This window comes from Tenacibaculum halocynthiae, assembly GCF_964512825.1.
GTDB classification, from domain to species: domain Bacteria; phylum Bacteroidota; class Bacteroidia; order Flavobacteriales; family Flavobacteriaceae; genus Polaribacter; species Polaribacter halocynthiae.
The window spans coordinates 14,042-32,617 of the sequence record NZ_CAZELG010000010.1; the positions used below are offsets into that span (position 1 = coordinate 14,042).

17 protein-coding genes are annotated in these 18,576 nt (G+C 28.8%); 5 read left to right on the forward strand and 12 right to left on the reverse strand.

The annotated features are described in order from the left end of the window. Positions 1–8: 8 nt before the first annotated feature. The 6 genes from ACKTTQ_RS02380 to ACKTTQ_RS02405 form a co-directional block, all read right to left on the reverse strand. Positions 9–440, reverse strand: a complete 432-nt coding sequence (locus ACKTTQ_RS02380; RefSeq protein ID WP_408048292.1) for a hypothetical protein — start codon at positions 438–440, stop codon at positions 9–11. 164 nt (positions 441–604) lie between these two features. Further along, the gene (locus tag ACKTTQ_RS02385) at positions 605–1,501 is read right to left on the reverse strand and encodes a sterol desaturase family protein (RefSeq protein ID WP_408048293.1); all 897 of its coding nucleotides are present in this window, start codon (positions 1,499–1,501) and stop codon (positions 605–607) included. Between the two features lie 64 nt (positions 1,502–1,565). Next, a complete protein-coding gene (locus ACKTTQ_RS02390; RefSeq protein WP_408048294.1) occupies positions 1,566–2,153 on the reverse strand; it encodes an alpha-ketoglutarate-dependent dioxygenase AlkB in 588 nt (195 codons plus the stop codon). 27 nt (positions 2,154–2,180) lie between these two features. Beyond that, entirely contained in the window at positions 2,181–3,179 is a 999-nt protein-coding gene (locus tag ACKTTQ_RS02395) for an SAM-dependent methyltransferase (protein WP_408048295.1), read from the reverse strand. A 55-nt stretch (positions 3,180–3,234) separates the two neighbouring features. Then, a complete protein-coding gene (locus tag ACKTTQ_RS02400; protein WP_299136797.1) occupies positions 3,235–4,107 on the reverse strand; it encodes a trypsin-like peptidase domain-containing protein in 873 nt (290 codons plus the stop codon). Between the two features lie 134 nt (positions 4,108–4,241). Continuing rightward, the gene (locus ACKTTQ_RS02405) at positions 4,242–4,862 is read right to left on the reverse strand and encodes a hypothetical protein (protein ID WP_408048296.1); all 621 of its coding nucleotides are present in this window, start codon (positions 4,860–4,862) and stop codon (positions 4,242–4,244) included. Between the two features lie 344 nt (positions 4,863–5,206). On the opposite strand from ACKTTQ_RS02405, the gene ACKTTQ_RS02410 reads away from it, so the two are divergent. Then, a complete protein-coding gene (locus ACKTTQ_RS02410; protein WP_408048297.1) occupies positions 5,207–7,849 on the forward strand; it encodes a T9SS type A sorting domain-containing protein in 2,643 nt (880 codons plus the stop codon). A gap of 56 nt (positions 7,850–7,905) precedes the next feature. On the opposite strand, the gene ACKTTQ_RS02415 is transcribed toward ACKTTQ_RS02410, so the two are convergent. The 5 genes from ACKTTQ_RS02415 to ACKTTQ_RS02435 all read right to left on the reverse strand — a co-directional run bounded on the left by ACKTTQ_RS02415 (position 7,906) and on the right by ACKTTQ_RS02435 (position 12,409). Then, entirely contained in the window at positions 7,906–8,781 is an 876-nt protein-coding gene (locus tag ACKTTQ_RS02415; protein WP_408048298.1) for a M90 family metallopeptidase, read from the reverse strand. A 93-nt stretch (positions 8,782–8,874) separates the two neighbouring features. Then, positions 8,875–9,912 (reverse strand): M28 family metallopeptidase, encoded by a 1,038-nt coding sequence (locus tag ACKTTQ_RS02420; RefSeq protein ID WP_176974434.1) that lies wholly within the window; start codon positions 9,910–9,912, stop codon positions 8,875–8,877. Between the two features lie 70 nt (positions 9,913–9,982). Next, positions 9,983–10,783, reverse strand: a complete 801-nt coding sequence (locus tag ACKTTQ_RS02425) for an ABC transporter ATP-binding protein (RefSeq protein WP_317047319.1) — start codon at positions 10,781–10,783, stop codon at positions 9,983–9,985. A 15-nt stretch (positions 10,784–10,798) separates the two neighbouring features. After that, entirely contained in the window at positions 10,799–11,830 is a 1,032-nt protein-coding gene (locus ACKTTQ_RS02430; RefSeq protein ID WP_408048299.1) for a FecCD family ABC transporter permease, read from the reverse strand. Then, complete coding sequence (locus ACKTTQ_RS02435; RefSeq protein WP_093871774.1) at positions 11,831–12,409, reverse strand: non-canonical purine NTP diphosphatase; 579 nt, start codon at positions 12,407–12,409, stop codon at positions 11,831–11,833. It abuts the gene before it with no gap. A gap of 222 nt (positions 12,410–12,631) precedes the next feature. On the opposite strand from ACKTTQ_RS02435, the gene ACKTTQ_RS02440 reads away from it, so the two are divergent. Continuing rightward, positions 12,632–13,492: a hypothetical protein gene (locus ACKTTQ_RS02440; RefSeq protein WP_408048300.1), complete on the forward strand. Its 861-nt coding sequence runs from the start codon at positions 12,632–12,634 to the stop codon at positions 13,490–13,492. Between the two features lie 5 nt (positions 13,493–13,497). Here ACKTTQ_RS02440 and rlmH read toward each other — a convergent pair whose 3' ends face one another. Continuing rightward, entirely contained in the window at positions 13,498–13,971 is a 474-nt protein-coding gene (gene rlmH / locus ACKTTQ_RS02445; RefSeq protein ID WP_113785694.1) for a 23S rRNA (pseudouridine(1915)-N(3))-methyltransferase RlmH, read from the reverse strand. A gap of 123 nt (positions 13,972–14,094) precedes the next feature. Here rlmH and ACKTTQ_RS02450 point away from each other — a divergent pair, with 123 nt between their 5' ends. From ACKTTQ_RS02450 to ACKTTQ_RS02460, 3 genes are all read left to right on the forward strand, one after another. Continuing rightward, on the forward strand, positions 14,095–15,468 hold the full coding sequence (locus ACKTTQ_RS02450; protein WP_093871771.1) for a glycoside hydrolase family 71/99-like protein: 1,374 nt from the start codon (positions 14,095–14,097) through the stop codon (positions 15,466–15,468). A gap of 83 nt (positions 15,469–15,551) precedes the next feature. Further along, complete coding sequence (gene nadC / locus ACKTTQ_RS02455; RefSeq protein ID WP_093871770.1) at positions 15,552–16,412, forward strand: carboxylating nicotinate-nucleotide diphosphorylase; 861 nt, start codon at positions 15,552–15,554, stop codon at positions 16,410–16,412. A 39-nt stretch (positions 16,413–16,451) separates the two neighbouring features. Then, positions 16,452–18,557, forward strand: coding sequence for a M3 family metallopeptidase (locus tag ACKTTQ_RS02460; protein ID WP_093871769.1), 2,106 nt, complete (start codon positions 16,452–16,454; stop codon positions 18,555–18,557). Positions 18,558–18,576 lie beyond the last annotated feature (19 nt).

The window sequence follows — 18,576 nt, forward strand, 5'->3', positions numbered from 1 at the left end:
TGTCTAGCTTACTTTAACCATCCTTTATGTATTGAAGAACTTGAAAACCATAGTGCAAATACTCCAAGTAGAATTACTAGTATTGGCATTGTAACAGTTTGTATTATTCCATATACTTCTATAGATTTTGTAAATAGTACATTGTGTACCATTTGTGGTATTATTGCACATAATGAAATAAGAAAGGCAGGTTTTGCGAACTTCTTTTTTAATAGTAAAGCAATAGATCCAATAAAACCAAAGAATACAGCTATTGCAAAAACAAAAGTTGTCCAAGTAGGGTAACTGCTATAAAGTTCTTGTTGTTCTATTGGTAAGAGAGCTAAGGCTTCTTCAGAGATAAAAGTATGTGCAAAAAAAGAAAAAACTCCCATGACATTCCATAAAAGTAAAAAAAGAGCAAGTCCCCAGAACCATTTTGGTATTGTTATTTTTTTCATAATTTTTGTATGAAATTGAGATTGATAAAAAATGAACTTATTTAGTTGAATTATAGTTTTTTGTGAAGTTAGTAAATAAATAAGAAAACACAAAAAAGTGATCTAAGATTACTGGAAGTATAATAATCAATTGAATATTCTTCTGTGTTTTCTTAATTTAATAATTATTTACAACAAGTTTTAAAGCTCAGGAATGGATACATTATATGTTTTAAATAGTTATTCTTTTTAGGATAGTTATTATTTATTTCCTCAATAACACCTACCTCTTTAACTGTTCCAATTCTATTGTAGTATGTGCCTAATAATAGATCCCAAAAAGGGAAAGTATTACCAAAGTTTTTAGCCTCTTTTATTTTTTTACTATGATGAAAATGATGAATGTGTGGGGTAACTATTACATAATCCCAAAAACTTTTTTGAGTATAAATATTAGCATGAGAAATATAGGCTACTATTATATGAGTAATACCTACTAAATAAATTACTTCTTTGTTAAATCCTAATAACAAAAGAGGGAGCATTTTAAATATAACGTTTAAAAACATATTGATGGGGTGTACCCAGTTAGTTTTAAACCAATTTAGTTTTGTTGGTATATGATGTATAGAGTGAATTTTCCATAAAAAGACACTTAAATATGAATTTTTAGTTCCTTTATGACTAATTCTATGATATAAATAAGGAAGGAGTTCTCCTATTAGATTAGCTATAATATATGTAATTATAAGGGGGGGTGTGTCCCATAAATTTAGAGAATAAAAAAATATTTCTTGTAAGATTAGTACAATATACAATGTCATCATTTTTCCTAAAGCATCAAATAAAGCTGCTGAAAAAATAAAATGTTTAAGGTCTATCCAGATAGATTTTTTTGTAGGATTCCATTCTTTTTTTAAAGGGATTATTCTTTCCAAAAATAGAATATAAATTAAAGTGAAAAGGAAAATACTATAGGATGAAAGTTCAAAATTCCAATTATTTTTTATGGTTAAAAAACCAAAAATACTTGTTGATGTTAAAAGTAAAGGTACTGCTAAAAGTGATAGTGTTTTGTGCATCGTTTTTGTTTTATTTTGTAGACGTTAAGAGGGAACAAAAAGATGCAAGAATGTGTTTTTTAAATTATTTAAAACCAGATTCTCTAAAAGTAATATTTATTCTACCGTTTTTATAGACTGGGTTTTTAGGTAAACTATGGGTGTACCTTTCTTGCGAGTAATCTTTCATTACCAACAAACTTCCATTAGCTAAATCTAAAGAGTAAACTTCTTCTGTATCGTTTTTCTTAAAACTAAATTGACGAGTTTCACCTAAACTAATGGAAGGTAAAATAGTTTTATAACCTGAGGTTTGTTGGTCAAAATGATAAGGAGCAAAATAATTTCCATTAGGGTAAAATAAACACATGGCAAGTTCAAATTGATTTCCTGTGAATTTTTCTACACGTTCTTTAAGTGTAGCCATTAAACCAGACCATAAAAATGCTTTTCCGTGAATACTTTCCGGATGATTATTAAGCTGTATTAATCTTTCAGTAGCAAATAATATTTTAAAACTATCGGTCACTAATTCTTTATCGCCTACTGTAACAACTAATTGGTTTTTGTGTAAATTATATTCATTTATTAAAATTTCATAAAGAGTATCAGCTTCATTTTGTGTTAAAAAATCTGGGGTGTATTCAACTAAACAATCTAAAGGGAGTTTCATATTAATTTATTTTTTATGAAAATTTTCTTATTCTAATTTACATTTTAATTCTATGTCAGGTTCAATTTGATAAGTGAAAATAATAGCATTATTTAGAAAAGGTTGTTCTAAGGTCATTTCTAATGGCAATGTTAAAGAAGATTCATTTCTGTTTAGCCAAATATCATTATAAACATGTACTTGAGTATCTAATAACATACTTTTATATGCACTCATGTTTAAAGAAGTAAAATCTATTTTTTTATCGGGTAATTGTATAGGTGTATGCTGTTTTCCTTTATGTGAAGCTATAACTTGTCTTACATCTAAAATATTTCCCATTTTATGTTCAGATAAATCTGAATTTGCTTTAGTGTTATTTGATAAGCTCATATTTATGAGTACATTTTCAGGAATTAATGTAACATTTTTATTGAATTGAGGAAGCAAATTGTAAAGAATGGGTACGTATGATTCTCTGTATAATAAAGCATCTAAGGTTTCGCTAAAAAGAATATGGAATTTATTAGCTTCTGGAACTTTAAATGTTACTGCATCAGCCAAATAGAATTCTTGAACATAGTCAGTTAAATCTAATGATTTAATTAGTTTTTTAGCAGAATCAATTGAAGCTTTATTTATTTCTAATAAGGTAAATTGTATTTCTTCTGGAGTAAAAAGAGGTGCTATTAGGCTAATAAATGGAGCGTATGGGCCACAACCTGCATAAAAAAAATGGATAGTTTCTTTTGGATGTTTTTTTTGCTTTTCTTTAATTGCTAATACTACAGCTTTTAAAAATTTTACAGTTCTTTTATAGTCCAATAAACACTGAGCAGCATGGTTTAAACCTAAAGCTTTTCCTTTTGCAGAAGGAACTGCAGCTAAATGTTCAATTTTATTGTCAAAACCTGTTATTTCTGTAAGTTTTTGAAAATGAAGATGGATGTCATTTAGTTCTTTTTCAACTTCCTTTTGATTAAGAGGTGATTCTAATAAAGTTAGCGTTGATTTTTTTAGGCTATTAATTATTTCTTTGTTGCTCATTTTAAGTTGTTAGGTTTAGTAGTTAAAGAAGCTGAGTTTTGTAGGTGTGTAATTTTTAGGTTTTGGTATATTTAATACTATGGAAATCAAGAAAATTAAGTATTGTTTCTACATGTGCTCCCCAACCAACATTAAGAAATTGGTTTTCCTCAATATCTTTATTTCCTTTTTTTATTTTAGGAGAAAATCCAAGAGGTAAATGTCTTGTTTGTGATTGTATTGCCCATATGTTTCCATCAGTATCAAAAATTGGCCCACCACTTTGACCTCTTAAGCCTGGGGTAGAAGTCTCTATATATTTGATGTCAAATTTATTACCTAAAGATTTTCCTGCAACAATATTTCGAGTGAAAATACCATCTATTGGGAATCTTGGAATTGGGAATATTGATGAATCAAATGTAAAAGAATTGTTTTGTTCATTAAATGTGGATTTAACATCATAAAAAGGATATCCTAATTTACAGAGGCTAGTACCATATTTTAAATCTTTAGGGTTTTTAAAAATGGGGTAATTATTACAAAATGCTGGGTTGTAATTTTCTATTTTGCCAATAGCAATATCATTTTCTTTTAGAATATGAAAATTTTTAATTCTATGACTGTCATGACCCCACCAATGTGATGAATTTATTACCCAATTAGGTTTTGAACTTAATTTTTTAATTTTTTTTAATTTCTCTTTCTTATTAAGGTTAGAGTCATTTTCAATTTGAGTTAACTTGGTGTTAAAGTCTTGAATTTCTTTATTGTTTTGATTAAAAGCAATTAGAGAGTCAAGCATATGAGCAACAGTAATAATCCAACCTTCGTCATTTATTATTACAAAACTACCCAAGTTGTTTTTAATTTCTCCATTAAATAAACGAGAAGAAACTAAAAGAGGTTGAGTATAAGTACTTGCAATTTCATAAGCTTTTGAAAACATGTATTTTGTTTTTTTAGTTCCTACAAATAATGTTTTGTTTGTAGGATGTAGAGTATTGATAAAAATACAAATATTTAATGTTTTAAGAGTTGAATTATTTATAATACTAAGATTCTTGAAAGATTAAATACTATTTAGCTTATAGGAATAAAAGTACCAGATGTAGCATCATATTTTAATGATATTTGAGTCTCTCCTCCTGAAAAATCAATTTTAGTCATTGGTGAGCTTATGTTGTTTACAATAGTTGCAGTTTGTAAATTTGATTCTATCCATAAATATAATGAATTAGCTGGTTCCATAGTAATGGTACTTCTGAATAGAACTGAGTTTCCAGAAATAGGATTGTTATTTATTACTTGACCATTTAATACGGCATTTTGATATAAACCAACAGTCATATAAGGATTGTTACTAAAATTATTTTGTAGTGCATAACTATTTGGAGAACCTCCATTGCTTGGGCCACTAATTGTTCCATTGTCTTCAAGAGTATACAGTTTGTTTTGTGCAGAAGGAATAGGAGTGCTGGATAGCATAGTAATTTTAGCACCAGTTTGAACTTCAGTATTAGATACATAAATACCTAGTTCTTCTTTAAATTCAAGAGTATTGTTTTGAAAGGGTTTAAGTATTAGCCATGCAACAGACGGCTTGCCACCTCCAACAGGTTTTGCAATTGCAACATTACTATTAGTTTCATAGATGTGTTTTAAATCTTGATCTGTAAAATTAAAGTTTAATTGAAAAGTCATGATGTTTGTAGTTTTTAGGTTTTTGTAAAAATGTAAAGACAATTTATAAGTCAATACTTAGATTAAAAGTATAGTAAGAATAATAGAGAATGTTTTTTTATTCCTTAAGCGTTTGATTTTTGAGTATTGATGTTAATTTCATTTAACCAGAAAGTATATATGTTTCTTAAATTAAAGAAGAGTTTCAATTAAATGGTAACATGTTTTTAATCGATAGAATTATAGTCTCTGTATTTTGTTTTGTGTTGTTAGTGGAATTTCTTTGTAAAGAATAAAATGTATATCTACCTTTTTATTTCCTACTACACCCCGTAAACTCCGTTTAATTTAAAATACTTTACAAAATGAGAAACAAGCTTCTACTAGCATGCTTATTTTTTAGTTACGTACTTTTTTTACAAACTTTTGTTCGTAATTATAGTAATGCATCAACAACGTATCAATTAAAAATAGAATTCCAAGAGCAATCGTGGGGTGATGTTTATTTAGATGTTGAGGTCACTAATAAAGGAACAAGTAATCTTAACATTAGAAATTCAAAAGTTATTTTTCTTTCAGATATGAAAGCAAGTTTGGTTAATTTTTTCACGAATGGAAAAATTTCATATCCAACTGCTACTTTAAATCAAATTCCTGATGGGAACCAACATATTAATACATTAACAATCGGGTTACCTAATGAGTCTTGGGTAGATAATACTTTAGGAGTTAATGAAAATTTTAAATTTAGAATAGATTTAAAAACAGTAACAACTTCTTATGTAGATATTGCCAATACTGTTCAGTTTTTTCTTGAAAATGAAGAGCCTTCATTATTTACAGATGTAATAACTTCTATTTCAGGAAATGAGATTAATGAAGTAATAGTTAGTTTTAAGAATACGGTAACTAATAAAATAAGTACTGAAATCATAACAACATCAAGTACAAACTCGTTAAAAGTTGATCAGAAATATAATATATGGAGTAAAAACTTTGCAAAAGGAACCACTAAATATGTTAGTCAATATACTAAAGAGTCTCCATTAAACTTTATCCCATCAAAGAACAACAATACTGTTGTAATTCCTTTTACAAAAGAAGCGATAGCGTCTTCGAGTTTAAAAGTAATAGTTAATGGATTGCCAAGTGGTATATCAACAGAGTTATCCCTTAAAAACAATGAACTTGAAGGTGTAGATAAGACCCAACAAATAGTTAATGGAAATGTAAATATTCCTGATGTTTTAGTTGGAAGTTATACAGTAAATGTAGCAACCTATTCTGATACTGTTAATAATTTAATATATACACCTAAACATACTGCTTCTGTTGCTATAGTTTCAGGAGAAAATAATGTGATTAGTATTAATTATGAATCAACTTCTGTTCATGAATTTACAGTAAAGGGGTTCCCAAAATATTTATCTCATGGTACTATAACCAATGCTTCAGAAGCATTTGATGATAATTTTAAAAACTCACCTTTAAGTGTCATTTTTAAGTACTCTGGACTAGACGGTGCTGGTGATAGAGGAAAAATACCTGATATGACACCGACAAAAAATACAATTGAGCAGGCAAGAAGATTAGAAGCAAGCCAAGGCGGGAGAGTTATTCTACCAGTTATGGTTCATTACACTGCAAATGCTAGTGGAGGAGGTTCATTAGAAGCTATAAAAGATATGGAAGAAAATCAAAATTTATATTATCATTATAGAAATCTCATACAAGAAATAAAAGTTATTTTGACTTATGAAGATGATAAACACCCAAACCCTGGAGCATTTATTATAAGTCCTGATTTAATAGGAGCAATTCAACAAGATGTAGCTTTTGGAAATGATCACGATATTAGAACGATGTTAATAAAAGTGAATGAAGAAATAAATAAAGCATTTACAGATGAAGGATTAAGTACTCAATCAATACCAGTTTTTACCAATAATTTAAAAGGGTATTTTCAATCGATTAACTTTTTAATTTATCATGTAGGTGAATGTAAAATACCTTTTGGTTACCAACAAAATGTTTGGGCTGGAGGATCTGCTAGGTGGGTGTATGAAGGGGCTGGTGAGTTTAATAGTCCTGTTGATGAAGCTATTGAAATAGCTACTTTTATGAATGAATTGGAATTATATAAAGGTGAATGGAAACCTGATTTTATAGCTTTTGATAGGTATGAAAGGGATTGTTTTGGTCCAGCTGCTATTCAAAATTATGCTTGGACTGCAAAACATTGGGATAAGTATTTGGTTTTTTGTAAAGAAATTTCAGAAAGAATAGGTAATGTGCCTATAATGTTATGGCAAATTCCAGGAGGTCATATGGCTACTAAAAGTGAGGTTACTATTAATTATAACGTAGCACAACATTCTTCAGCTGCTGCACCTTATTTTTTAGGAGATGATAGAATTGGAACAAATATAAATACAATTAAAGATGAGTTAAGAAATATACCATTAACATTAACGCATTATCAAGCTAGTTCTATTGGGGAGCACTTGATGAATGATAATGGGTATGATTGGAGTACATCAAACTTACAACGTTTGGCTAATATGAATGTTTTTTCAATTTTATGGGGTGGAGGTTCAACAACTGGTGTTGGCTCTATAGGTACCAATGGCGATGATGATAAATGGTTAGCAAATAAAATAAAAACATATTATGAGAACCCTCCAGTTTTTAAAACAACTTCAATTCCTGTTTATTCAAAAGGATCGTTTTGTTCAAATATAAACACTGGGAGTGAAGTTAAAACAAATGAGTTTAAAGTTACTTTATTTCCAAGTCCAGCAGAGGATTATTTACAGATTAAAAGTAATGAACTTGATGATGAAATTGAGATTGTAATTTCTGATGTTTTTGGAACTGAGTTAAATCGTTTTAAAAAAATAGAAAGTTCAATTTTAGATGTTTCAAATTTGTCAAAAGGAATATATCTAGTTAAAATATACTCAACAAGAAAAGAGAAGAGTGTTACTAAAATGATTTATAAAAAGTAGTAAGGGAGAAGAGAAAAGAGGTGGCGTATTATTAGTGCTACCTCTTTTATTTGTTATTATGCGCTAATGCAACACTTCTTATATTTTAATCCACTATTACAAGGACAAGGACTATTTCTTTTCACAATAATGTCCTGTTTAATATGCAAGTTCATGTCATCCATATCTTGCTTAAAAATTTTTTCTAATAAGTAATATAGTTGAGGATGCTTTTTTGCCAATAATTTAGGGCGTTCAAAAAAGTATTCACTAGCAACTGAAAAAAACTCAGCTCTGTTAGTGCCACCATAAGGATTAATATCAGATGTTTTAGTATATATTTCATCCATTTTTTTATTCATTAAATCAATCCAAGGTATAATATATTGTTTTTCTAGAAGTACTTTGGGTATGCCATCAATTGTTCCATCTAATTTGTCAATTAAATGAATAAATTCGTGAATGGCTGTGTTTTTTTTATCAGATTCATTCTGAAAACCAAGATGCAAAGCAGGTTTAGATAATATCATTTTACCTTCTAAGTACCCATTGCCTACCATTCCTAAAATGTTTCGGTTTGGCCCTTTAGTTTGAAAATTTTCATTAAAAATTGTAGGGTATAAAATAACTTCAGAAATATTAGGATATTTCCATTCAGGAAAGTTAAATATAGGAATGATAGCACTTGAGGCTATAAGTACTTTATCAACATCATTAACTACAGTATTAACACCTATAACGTTGCAGTTTAATAAAAACTCTTGAATTTTGTATTGAAATATTTTTTTTTCATTGTTTGAAAGAGCATTGTAAAAAGCAACGTTTTTAATTAAAATAATTTCCCATGCCTTTTTAAAAGGTAGTTTGGAAATGTTAATTTGTATATGTTTTTTATTGTTTACTGTTACGATTAAATATCCAATTAAAGAAATGATAATAATGCTAAAAATCATTATATTAAGTATTGGTTGGTTTTTATGAAATAAAATAAAAAACTCACCAAAAGGTGAGTTTTATAAACGAGTAACTTAAATAATCAATAACTATTATTTTTCAGCTTTATCAACGATAATACGTTTTTCACGGTTAGCTACTTCCCACGCAGTATGAAAAACTAAACGTGTTCTATTCTCTAACAGTTCGTAGTTAATTTTATCTGGCGTATCAGTTGGTTTATGATAGTCAGCATGTGTGCCGTTAAAGTAGAAAATAATAGGAATATTGTGTTTGGCAAAATTATAATGATCAGAACGATAGTAAAAACGATTAGGATCGTTTTCATCGTTATATTTATAATCTATGTCAATATTAGTGTATTTTTTATTCATAGCTTCTGATATATTATGAAGCTCAGTACTTAATTTATCAGAACCAATAAGGTAAACATAGTTAGGTGTACCTTTATGACGTTCATCAACTCTACCTACCATGTCAATGTTTAAATCAGTAACTGTATTAGCTAAAGGAAAAATAGGGTTTTCAGTATAGTATTTTGATCCTAATAAACCTTTTTCTTCACCGGTTACATGTAAAAATAAAACAGAACGCTTAGGTCCTTTGCCAGCATCTGAAGCTTTTTTAAAAGCTTCTGCAATTTCTAATATAGCTACAGTACCTGAACCATCATCATCCGCTCCATTATATATTTCACCATTTTTAACACCTTCGTGGTCTAAATGAGCAGAAATGATTACAATTTCATCTGGCTTTTCTGTACCTTTAATGAAAGCAACAACGTTTTCAGAATCTTTAAGTTTCATACCTCTACGGTTATTACTTAAATAAGCAGAAGGAACTTCTTGGAAGTAGTCATTACCTCCAATTGGAGATTTAATCCCTTTACTAATGTAAAAATCTTTTAAGTATTTTACAGCTTTTTTTTGTCCAGGTTCACCTGTATCTCTTCCTTCAAATTCATCTGAAGCATATACAAATAAGTGTTGTCCTAAATCTTTAGCTGTAATTGTTTTAGCGAATTTTTCAGCATAATCTGTCGTATCATCATTATCAATAGCAATGGCTTCTTTACTTGAGCTACACGCTACAAGAATTGCTGAACTTGCTATATAAAGTAATTTTTTCATCAATAGTTTAATTAAGTAAGGTTGGTTTTATTGAATGCTAAAAGTATTAAAATAAAACCAACCATCAAATTTAGGATTTCTTAATAACGAATTGTTCTAATGTTTTGTTAAAACTTATAAGTTCTTTAGGGAAAAGTGTTTCAAAAGCATTCTTAGAAATAAGTTCTTTTGAGGTACCTGTATAAATTTCTTCTTCAGAGAGTAATATAAATTCATCTGCTAATTGAATGGCTAAGTTTACTTCATGCGTTGAAATAATAATGGTTTTTTGAGTGTTTTTTACAAGTTTTTTTAAAAGAGAAAAAACTTTAAAAGTATGATGAATATCTAAATGAGCAGTAGGTTCATCTAAGATAATAATTTCAGTATCTTGAGCGAGTGCACGAGCAATAAGGACACGTTGAAGTTGACCATCACTCAATTCATGAAAACGCTTATCTTTTAAATGACTAATTTCTGTTTCATCAATAGCCCAAAGAATTTTTTTTAAATGATTAGGAGTAAGTTTATCAATCCAATTTGTGTATGGTTGACGCCCCAAAGAAACTAATTCAAATACGGTTAATTGACTAAGAGGTAAGCGTTCTGTTAATACTAAACTCAATGAAGTAGCCAGCTCTAAATGTGAATATTCTTCAAGGTTTTTATTATTTACCCTAATAACTCCACTAAGCGGTTTTTGTACTTTAGATAAAGTACGAAGTAAGGTAGATTTTCCAATTCCATTTTTACCTAATAAAGCTACAAATTTACCTCTTTCAATTGTTAAATTAATATTCGAGGCAATGCTGTTTTGTTGCTTTTTGGTATTATAACCAATTGCAAGGTTTTCAGTTTCTAAGACGCTATTTTTAGTGATTTGTGTAATTATATAACTTTTTAAATGTTAAACATAACTTTTCTTTTTTCGTACTAATAGCCAAATAACTACAGGAGCTCCAAATAAAGAGGTAATAGCATTAATTGGAAGTATAAAAGCACTAGTAGGCAATTGTGCTATACTGTCACAAATAAGTAAAATTATTGCGCCAATTAGGGCAGATGCAGGTAGTAATATTTTATGGTTTGAGCTTGAAAATAACATTTTAGCAACATGAGGTACTGCTATTCCTACGAATGCAATAGGACCTGAAAAAGCAGTAATAACACCAGTAAGTAAACTTGTTATTAATAAAATAATATTCCTACTTCTTTTAATGTTTATACCTAAGCTCTTTGCATAATTTTCTCCTAATAAAAAACTATTTAAAGGTTTTATTACGGTAAATGTACTTGTTAAAGCTATAAAGTAAATGATAGCAAAAACGATTATTTCATTCCAAGTTAAATTTCCTAAACTACCAAAACTCCAAAATTGATATTGCTGAATTTGTTCTGCTTCACTAAAATAAGCTAATACACTTATAATTGCTGAAGTTAACGAGCCAAACATTAAACCAATAATTAAAATAGACATTGTATTTCGTACTTTATTTGCTGCAATAATAATAGCAGAAAGTACTAAAAAAGAACCTAAACTAGCTGCAAAAGCTAATGACCAATTTGAAAAAATAAATGATGAAAATATACCCCCAAATATTCCGGAACCTAATATAAATAAAGCTACACCTAAACTTGCTCCTGAAGAAATACCTAAAACAAAAGGTCCAGCTAATGGATTTCTGAACAATGTTTGCATTAATAAGCCACTAATTGATAGCCCGGATCCAACTAAAATAGCAGTAATAGCTTTGGGTAATCGATAATTAATAATGATTGTTTGCCAACTATCTTTAGAGGTACTTCCTCCTGTTAGAATGTCAAAAATATTTGATAAAGGGATTTTTACAGAGCCTAAGCTGATATTTATAAAGAGAAAAAGTATCAGAAGTACTGATAAAATAACAAAATATTGTGTGTATGTTTTAGAAGCACTCAATTAATTTAGTTGTTTTAAAAAATCAATTAGTTTTTGAATAGCTAACCCTCTATGACTGATTTTATTTTTCTCCTCTGAAGACATTTCAGCAAAGGAATTATTATAACCTTTTGGTTGAAAGATAGGGTCATAACCAAATCCCTTTTCTCCTTGTTTTATGGTTAAAATTTCACCAGTACAAATGCCATCAAATAAAAATTGTTTTCCATTTAAATTTAAACAAATAGACGTTCTAAACTGTGCTTCTCTGTCAGTTTTTTTATTTAATTCTGAAAGTAATTTTAGCATATTATTTTCAGAGTTACTTGGTTCACCTGCATATCTTGCAGAATATACGCCAGGAGCCCCGTTTAAGGTTTTAACCTCTAGTCCAGTATCGTCAGCAAAACAATTATAACCAAATTTTTCAGTAATATAATTAGCTTTAATTTTAGCATTTCCTTCAAGAGTAGTTGCTGTTTCTTCAATGTCTTCAAAACAGTTTATATCTTTTAAAGAAAGAAGTTCAATTGAGTTTGGTAACATTTTTTGAACTTCGGCTAACTTATTTAAATTATGAGTTGCAAAAACTAATTTCATTTGATACAAATTTGTTGCCAACAAATGTAGTATTTTTTATCATCTTAGGGGGGAATACTGTTATTTATTATATGAGTATATAGTGGTTGAATGTACTATAAATAAAGGAATTATACTTTAAAGAATAAAGGAGTAATATGAAATGTGTTTTTATCTTAAGGCTTTAATAAGTCATCTTTTTTTGAATTTATGTAGTATATTGTTGACATATAAATATTTGAGATGAAAAGAATTGGATTGCTAATAGTTATTTTTTGTGTATCGTGTAGTTCTGTTGATGAACCAACAAAGTCAGGTGAACAAGGACAATTTATTGATGATTGGACCTATGAGTTTTTTATGGGAAAACCAGATGAGAATGCTTTTAAGTTATGGGTGCCTGAAGGCGTTACTCCTAAAGCAATTTTAGTACTAGCCCCAGGAGGAGGAAATAATGGAACTGGTTTAGTTAATTCTAAAGAATGGCAAGTGTATGCGAAAGCTGAAAAACTTGCTCTTTTAGGGGTTTATGTTAGGTCTGATTTAGAATTAGCTTCCTCTAATATGATAAAAGCATTAGATAAAATTAGTATAAAAAACAAGATAAGTTATGTAAGTAATTTACCAGTTTTGTTGAGGGGGTTTTCTCATGGAGGTAGATTTAGTTACACCTTTGCTCAAATATATAGTACTAGAACGGTAGCTTATGTAAATATAAAAGGAAGCATTGGTAATTATAGTACAAATTCACCACCGGGATTATTAATAACTGGAGAGAAAGATGTAAAAGAAAGAAATGAAACAGTAAAAAAAGCATTTTTAATACACAGAGAGAAAAAGAGTATTGTTTGTTTTGCTGAAGAACCCAATATAGGGCATAGTGTTGGAGATTCAGATGTTTTAGCTAGATCGTTTTTTTCATCAGTAATGAAACAAAGGTTAAAGAATAACCAGCTGCAAGAAATTAAAGAAGAAAATACTTTTCTTGGAGATAATATAAATTATAGTTTTTTTGAATACTCTTCTTTTCCTAGTGATAAGAAAAAAGCCAGCTGTTTGGTAGATTCTCAATTTGCTAATGCTTGGAAAGATTTTATAAATTAAAAAAATTATTCGTGGTGATATGGTTCATTTTTAAGAATGGTAAATCCACGATAAATTTGTTCAACAATAAATAAACGAATCATTTGATGAGAAAATGTCATTTTTGATAAAGAAATTTTTCCGCTAGCTTTTTTATATACAGTATCTGAAAACCCATAAGGCCCACCAATAACTATTACTAATTGTTTAAGTCCAGAGTTCATTTTCTTTTGTAAATATTGAGAAAACTCAATAGAAGTATAATGCTTACCCTTATCATCTAATAAAATTAGTTGGTCTGTAGGTTGAAGTTTGGATAAAATTAAATCACCTTCTTTTTCTTTTTGTTGTTGTTCACTTAAGTTTTTTACATTTTTTATATCAGGAATTATCTCTAAAGTAAATTTAATATAATGCTTTAATCTATTTTGATATTCATCAATAAGTTGAATCAGATGTTTATTATCTGTTTTTCCTATGGCAAGTAGTTTTATTTTCATCTAAAATTTAAAAAAGTATAAAAGTATATTAAAAAATATAAGCTTTTTATAGTTTTTAAAAACTTTTTTAAATATATTTATAAAGGCTATAAGTGTTTGTTAATTAAAAAGTTAAAGAAAAAAATGAAAGTAGGTTTATTAAAAACACTACTAGCCTTGATGTTTTTATTTGTCGTGGCTTGTAGTAATGACAACCTGATTGAAGAAAAAAAAAGTAGTGTAGTAAATCAGGAAATAAAAAATTATTATAAAGAGTGGGTAAAAGAGCCAGAAAGTTATGATTTAAACAAAATTCTCAAAGAAGAAGAGATGAATGTATTAAATCGTAAAACCACTATTCAAAGAAAAAAAAAGAAATCCAAAAGACCAATTTTAGTACATTACATGCCCTGGTTTCAATCACTTGAAGTGGATGGAGTTTGGGGGCAACATTGGACAATGACTAATAAAAATCCTAATTTAATTAATTCTGAAGGAAAAAGAGAAATTGCGTCTCATTATTACCCTTTAATAGGTCCTTATTCAACAAAAGATAAAGATTTACAGCAGTATCATTTATTGTTAATGAAATTGGCAGGAGTTGATGGGGTTATTTTTGATTGGTATGGAAAAAGAGATGTTTTAGATTTTGAAGTTATAAAACAAGGAATGGAAAGTTTTGTTTCAGAATTAGAAAAAACAAATCTTGAATTTGCTGTAATGTATGAAGATCGAGTAATTAAAGAACAGGCAAGAAGTTTGAGTCAAGTTCAAATTAATCAAGCTATAGGTGATTTAAAGTATATAAAAAGAAAATATTTTAAGAATAATAATTATGTTCATATAAAGAACGATCCTTTATTAATGGTGTTTGGACCTAGTTATATCGATAGTTCCGAAGATTGGAATATTATATTAAACTCAATAAAAACAGACGTTAATTTATTAACATTATGGAATTCAAAGGTAATGATAGGTGATGGTAATTCTTCAGGAGAATATACTTGGGTTGATAAAAATCATTTGCAAACATTGTCTCAATACTATATAAGTAACATAGATTTTAATACCAATATTGTTGGAGGAGTCGCTTATCCAAGATTTAATGATTTTTATATTGAAGGTGGTTGGAAATTACCTTCAGATAACGATTGGGAGTTAGCAGATAATGGAATGCAAGTGTTTAAAGAATCGTTTGATGAATCATTAAAATATCCAACAGATTTTATTCAAGTAGTTACTTGGAATGATTTTGGAGAAGGAACTCAAATAGAGCCAACGAAAGAGCATGGATTTGAATATTTAGAAATGTTACAAATGTATACAGGAACTAAATACAAAAAAGAAGATTTAAGTGTTGCTTACTATATATATAAGTTGAGAAAAGAACATCCAAATAGCTATGTAGTAAAATTTTTGATGAATGTGGCGCATTATTATGCAATGAATAATCGAATTTCAAAAGCAAAGCAATTGGTTGGTTTAACAATTTTCTATTTCGGAGAAGATTTTCTGTAAACATAGGTTCATAGCTAACTTTTTATATAGTATTCTTTAATTCTTGATGAAAACACTATTTTTACAACAAGAATAAAAGAACAATGATTTCAAAAGAACAATTTAATAAAGAGTTAGATTTAATTATAACGAATGCTATTAGAGAAGATATAGGAGATGGAGATCATACTTCATTATCTTGTATTCCGCCTGAAGCCCAAGGAAAAGCTAAACTTTTAGTAAAAGACGAAGGTACCATAGCAGGAGTAGAATTTGCAAAAAAAGTTTTTGAATACGTAGATAAAGATTTAGAAGTTGAAACTTTAATTCAAGATGGAGAGAGTGTAAAATATGGAGATATTGTTTTCTATGTTTCAGGACGTTCTCAATCTATTTTACAAGCGGAGCGTTTAGTTTTAAATGCTATGCAACGTATGAGCGCTATTGCAACTAAAACTCGTTTTTTTGCTAATTTATTAGATGGAACTGGAACCAAAGTTTTAGATACTCGTAAAACAACTCCAGGAATACGTGCATTAGAAAAATGGGCCGTAAAAATTGGAGGAGGAGAAAACCATAGATTTGCATTGTACGATATGGTGATGATTAAAGACAATCATATTGATTTTGCTGGAGGAATAACACAAGCAATTACAAAAACAAAAAAATACTTAGCTGATAAAGAAATTGACATTAAAATAATTGTGGAAGCTAGAAGTATAGATGAAATTAAGGAAATTTTAGCTAATGAGGGAGTTTATAGAATTTTAATAGATAATTTTAATTATGAAGATACACGTAAGGCTGTAAAAATTATAGGTGATACATGTTTAACAGAATCTTCAGGAGGAATTAATGAAAAAACTATACGAGAGTATGCAGAGTGTGGTGTAGATTTTATTTCCTCTGGAGCATTAACACATTCAGTTTATAATTTGGATCTAAGCCTTAAAGCTGTCGAGTAAATATATTTTCTAACTAATACAACTATAATTTATACAAAAATGAAAAAATATATAATAGTAGTTGCAACTTTAGTTTTTACAATTTCATGTAATACAAAAGAAGCAAAAAAAGAAACTAAAATGGATACACCTGAAAATCCTTTACTTGTTAAAAGTAATTTAGAATATGGAACACCTGATTTTACTAAAATAAAAAATAGTCATTTTAAACCAGCCATTTTAAAAGGAATGGAACTTCAAAATGAAGAGATAGCAAAAATTGTAGCTAATAAAGATGAGCCTACTTTTGAAAATACAATTCTTGCTTTAGAAGAAAGTAATAGAGTAATGGATAGGGTTACTTCAGTTTTTTATGCCTTAGCAGGAGCTCATACAAATGATACTATTAAAGATATTCAAAAAGAATTAGCGCCAAAGTTTTCACAACATTCAGATGAGATTTTTTTAAATACGGAGTTGTTTAAAAGAATAAAAAAGGTTTATGATAACCTAGAAACTATTAAATCAAACGATGCTGAATCAATTCATTTAGTAAAAGAAAATTATAAAAACTTTGTAAAATCTGGAGCTAATTTATCAGAAGAGAAGAAAAAAGAATTGAAAGAAATCAATTCTGAATTAGCTAGTTTATCTAATGATTTTGGAAAAAAACTATTAGATGCAAGTAAAAAAGGAGGAGTAACAATTATCGATAAAAAGAAGTTAAAAGGGTTTTCAGAAGATAAAATAAAAGCTATTGAAAAAGATGGCAAATATGAAATTCAATTAATTAATACTACGCAACAACCATCGTTACAAACTTTAGAAAATAGAGGCGTAAGGGAAGAGCTTTTTAAAAAATCTATTTTAAGAGCTGAAGGTGGAGATTTTGATACTAGTGATTTGGTAAAAAAGATGGCGTTATTACGTGCTAAAAAAGCAAAAGTTTTAGGGTTTGATAATTATGCAAGTTGGAGTTTACAGGGCACTATGGCATCTAAACCAGAAAAAGTTTTTGAAATGTTTAACGGATTAATTCCAGGGTCTTTAGAAAAAGCATCTTCTGAAATAAAAGAAATTCAAACTGAGATTAATAAGGGTAAAGAAGGTTTTAAATTAGCTCCCTATGATTGGAATTATTATGCTGAGAAAGTTCGTAAATCTAAATACAATTTAAATGAAGAAGAGGTGAAACCTTATTTCGAATTAACAAATGTTTTAGAAAAAGGAGTGTTTTTTGCAGCTACAAAATTGTATGGTATTACTTTTAAAAAGCGTACAGATATTCCAACCTATCATCCTGATGTAGTGGTTTATGAGCTTTTTGAAGAAGATGGAAGTAAATTAGGACTTTATTTTGGAGATTTTTTTGCAAGAGATAGTAAAAGAGGAGGAGCATGGATGAGTTCATTTGTAAAGCAATCTAAGTTACGTAATCAAAAACCTGTAATTTATAATGTGTGTAATTCTGAGAAACCAGCTGATGGAGAACCAGCATTAATTAGTTTTGATGAGGTTGAAACAATGTTTCATGAATTTGGACATGCATTACATGGGTTGTTTGGAAATCAAAAATACGCTTCTATTTCAGGTACAAGTGTAGCTAGAGATTTCGTAGAGTTCCCATCACAGTTTAATGAAAATTGGTCTACGCACCCAGATGTATTAAACAATTATGCTTTACACTATAAAACAGGAGAAGTAATACCAGCTGAATTACTGCAAAAAATTAAAAATGCAGGAACTTTTAATCAAGGATATTCTATGATTGAAAATTTATGTTCGTCTAATTTAGATATGCAATGGCATACAATTTCGTCTGATACTAAAATTGATGATGTTGTTAAGTTTGAAGAAGCAGCATTAGAAAAAATGAAATTAAAGGTAGCAGAAATACCACCAAGGTATCGTTCAACATATTTTGCCCATATATTTAGTGGAGGCTATGCTGCTGGGTATTATTCATATTTATGGACTGAAATGTTAAGCCATGATGCATATGATTGGTTTAAAAATAATGGTTTATTAACTCGTGAAAATGGACAAAAATTCCGTGAACAAATTTTGTCAAAAGGAAATACTATGGATTATGCTGAGATGTATAAAACATTTGCTGGTCGTGACCCAGAGGCAAAACCAATGTTAACTGCAAGAGGATTAAAATAATTATTAATAAAGTTCAATT

Bases quoted from the DNA above. Each gene is read 5' to 3' on its own strand.
- ACKTTQ_RS02450 (WP_093871771.1), top strand. From the start codon at position 14,095: ATGAAAGTAGGTTTATTAAAAACACTACTAGCCTTGATGTTTTTATTT.
- ACKTTQ_RS02440 (WP_408048300.1), top strand. From the start codon at position 12,632: ATGAAAAGAATTGGATTGCTAATAGTTATTTTTTGTGTATCGTGTAGT.
- ACKTTQ_RS02405 (WP_408048296.1), bottom strand. From the start codon at position 4,862: ATGACTTTTCAATTAAACTTTAATTTTACAGATCAAGATTTAAAACAC.
- ACKTTQ_RS02435 (WP_093871774.1), bottom strand. From the start codon at position 12,409: ATGAAATTAGTTTTTGCAACTCATAATTTAAATAAGTTAGCCGAAGTT.
- nadC (WP_093871770.1), top strand. From the start codon at position 15,552: ATGATTTCAAAAGAACAATTTAATAAAGAGTTAGATTTAATTATAACG.
- ACKTTQ_RS02400 (WP_299136797.1), bottom strand. From the start codon at position 4,107: ATGTTTTCAAAAGCTTATGAAATTGCAAGTACTTATACTCAACCTCTT.
- ACKTTQ_RS02420 (WP_176974434.1), bottom strand. From the start codon at position 9,912: ATGAAAAAATTACTTTATATAGCAAGTTCAGCAATTCTTGTAGCGTGT.
- ACKTTQ_RS02390 (WP_408048294.1), bottom strand. From the start codon at position 2,153: ATGAAACTCCCTTTAGATTGTTTAGTTGAATACACCCCAGATTTTTTA.
- ACKTTQ_RS02415 (WP_408048298.1), bottom strand. From the start codon at position 8,781: ATGATTTTTAGCATTATTATCATTTCTTTAATTGGATATTTAATCGTA.
- ACKTTQ_RS02395 (WP_408048295.1), bottom strand. From the start codon at position 3,179: ATGAGCAACAAAGAAATAATTAATAGCCTAAAAAAATCAACGCTAACT.
- rlmH (WP_113785694.1), bottom strand. From the start codon at position 13,971: ATGAAAATAAAACTACTTGCCATAGGAAAAACAGATAATAAACATCTG.
- ACKTTQ_RS02460 (WP_093871769.1), top strand. From the start codon at position 16,452: ATGAAAAAATATATAATAGTAGTTGCAACTTTAGTTTTTACAATTTCA.
- ACKTTQ_RS02380 (WP_408048292.1), bottom strand. From the start codon at position 440: ATGAAAAAAATAACAATACCAAAATGGTTCTGGGGACTTGCTCTTTTT.
- ACKTTQ_RS02385 (WP_408048293.1), bottom strand. From the start codon at position 1,501: ATGCACAAAACACTATCACTTTTAGCAGTACCTTTACTTTTAACATCA.
- ACKTTQ_RS02410 (WP_408048297.1), top strand. From the start codon at position 5,207: ATGAGAAACAAGCTTCTACTAGCATGCTTATTTTTTAGTTACGTACTT.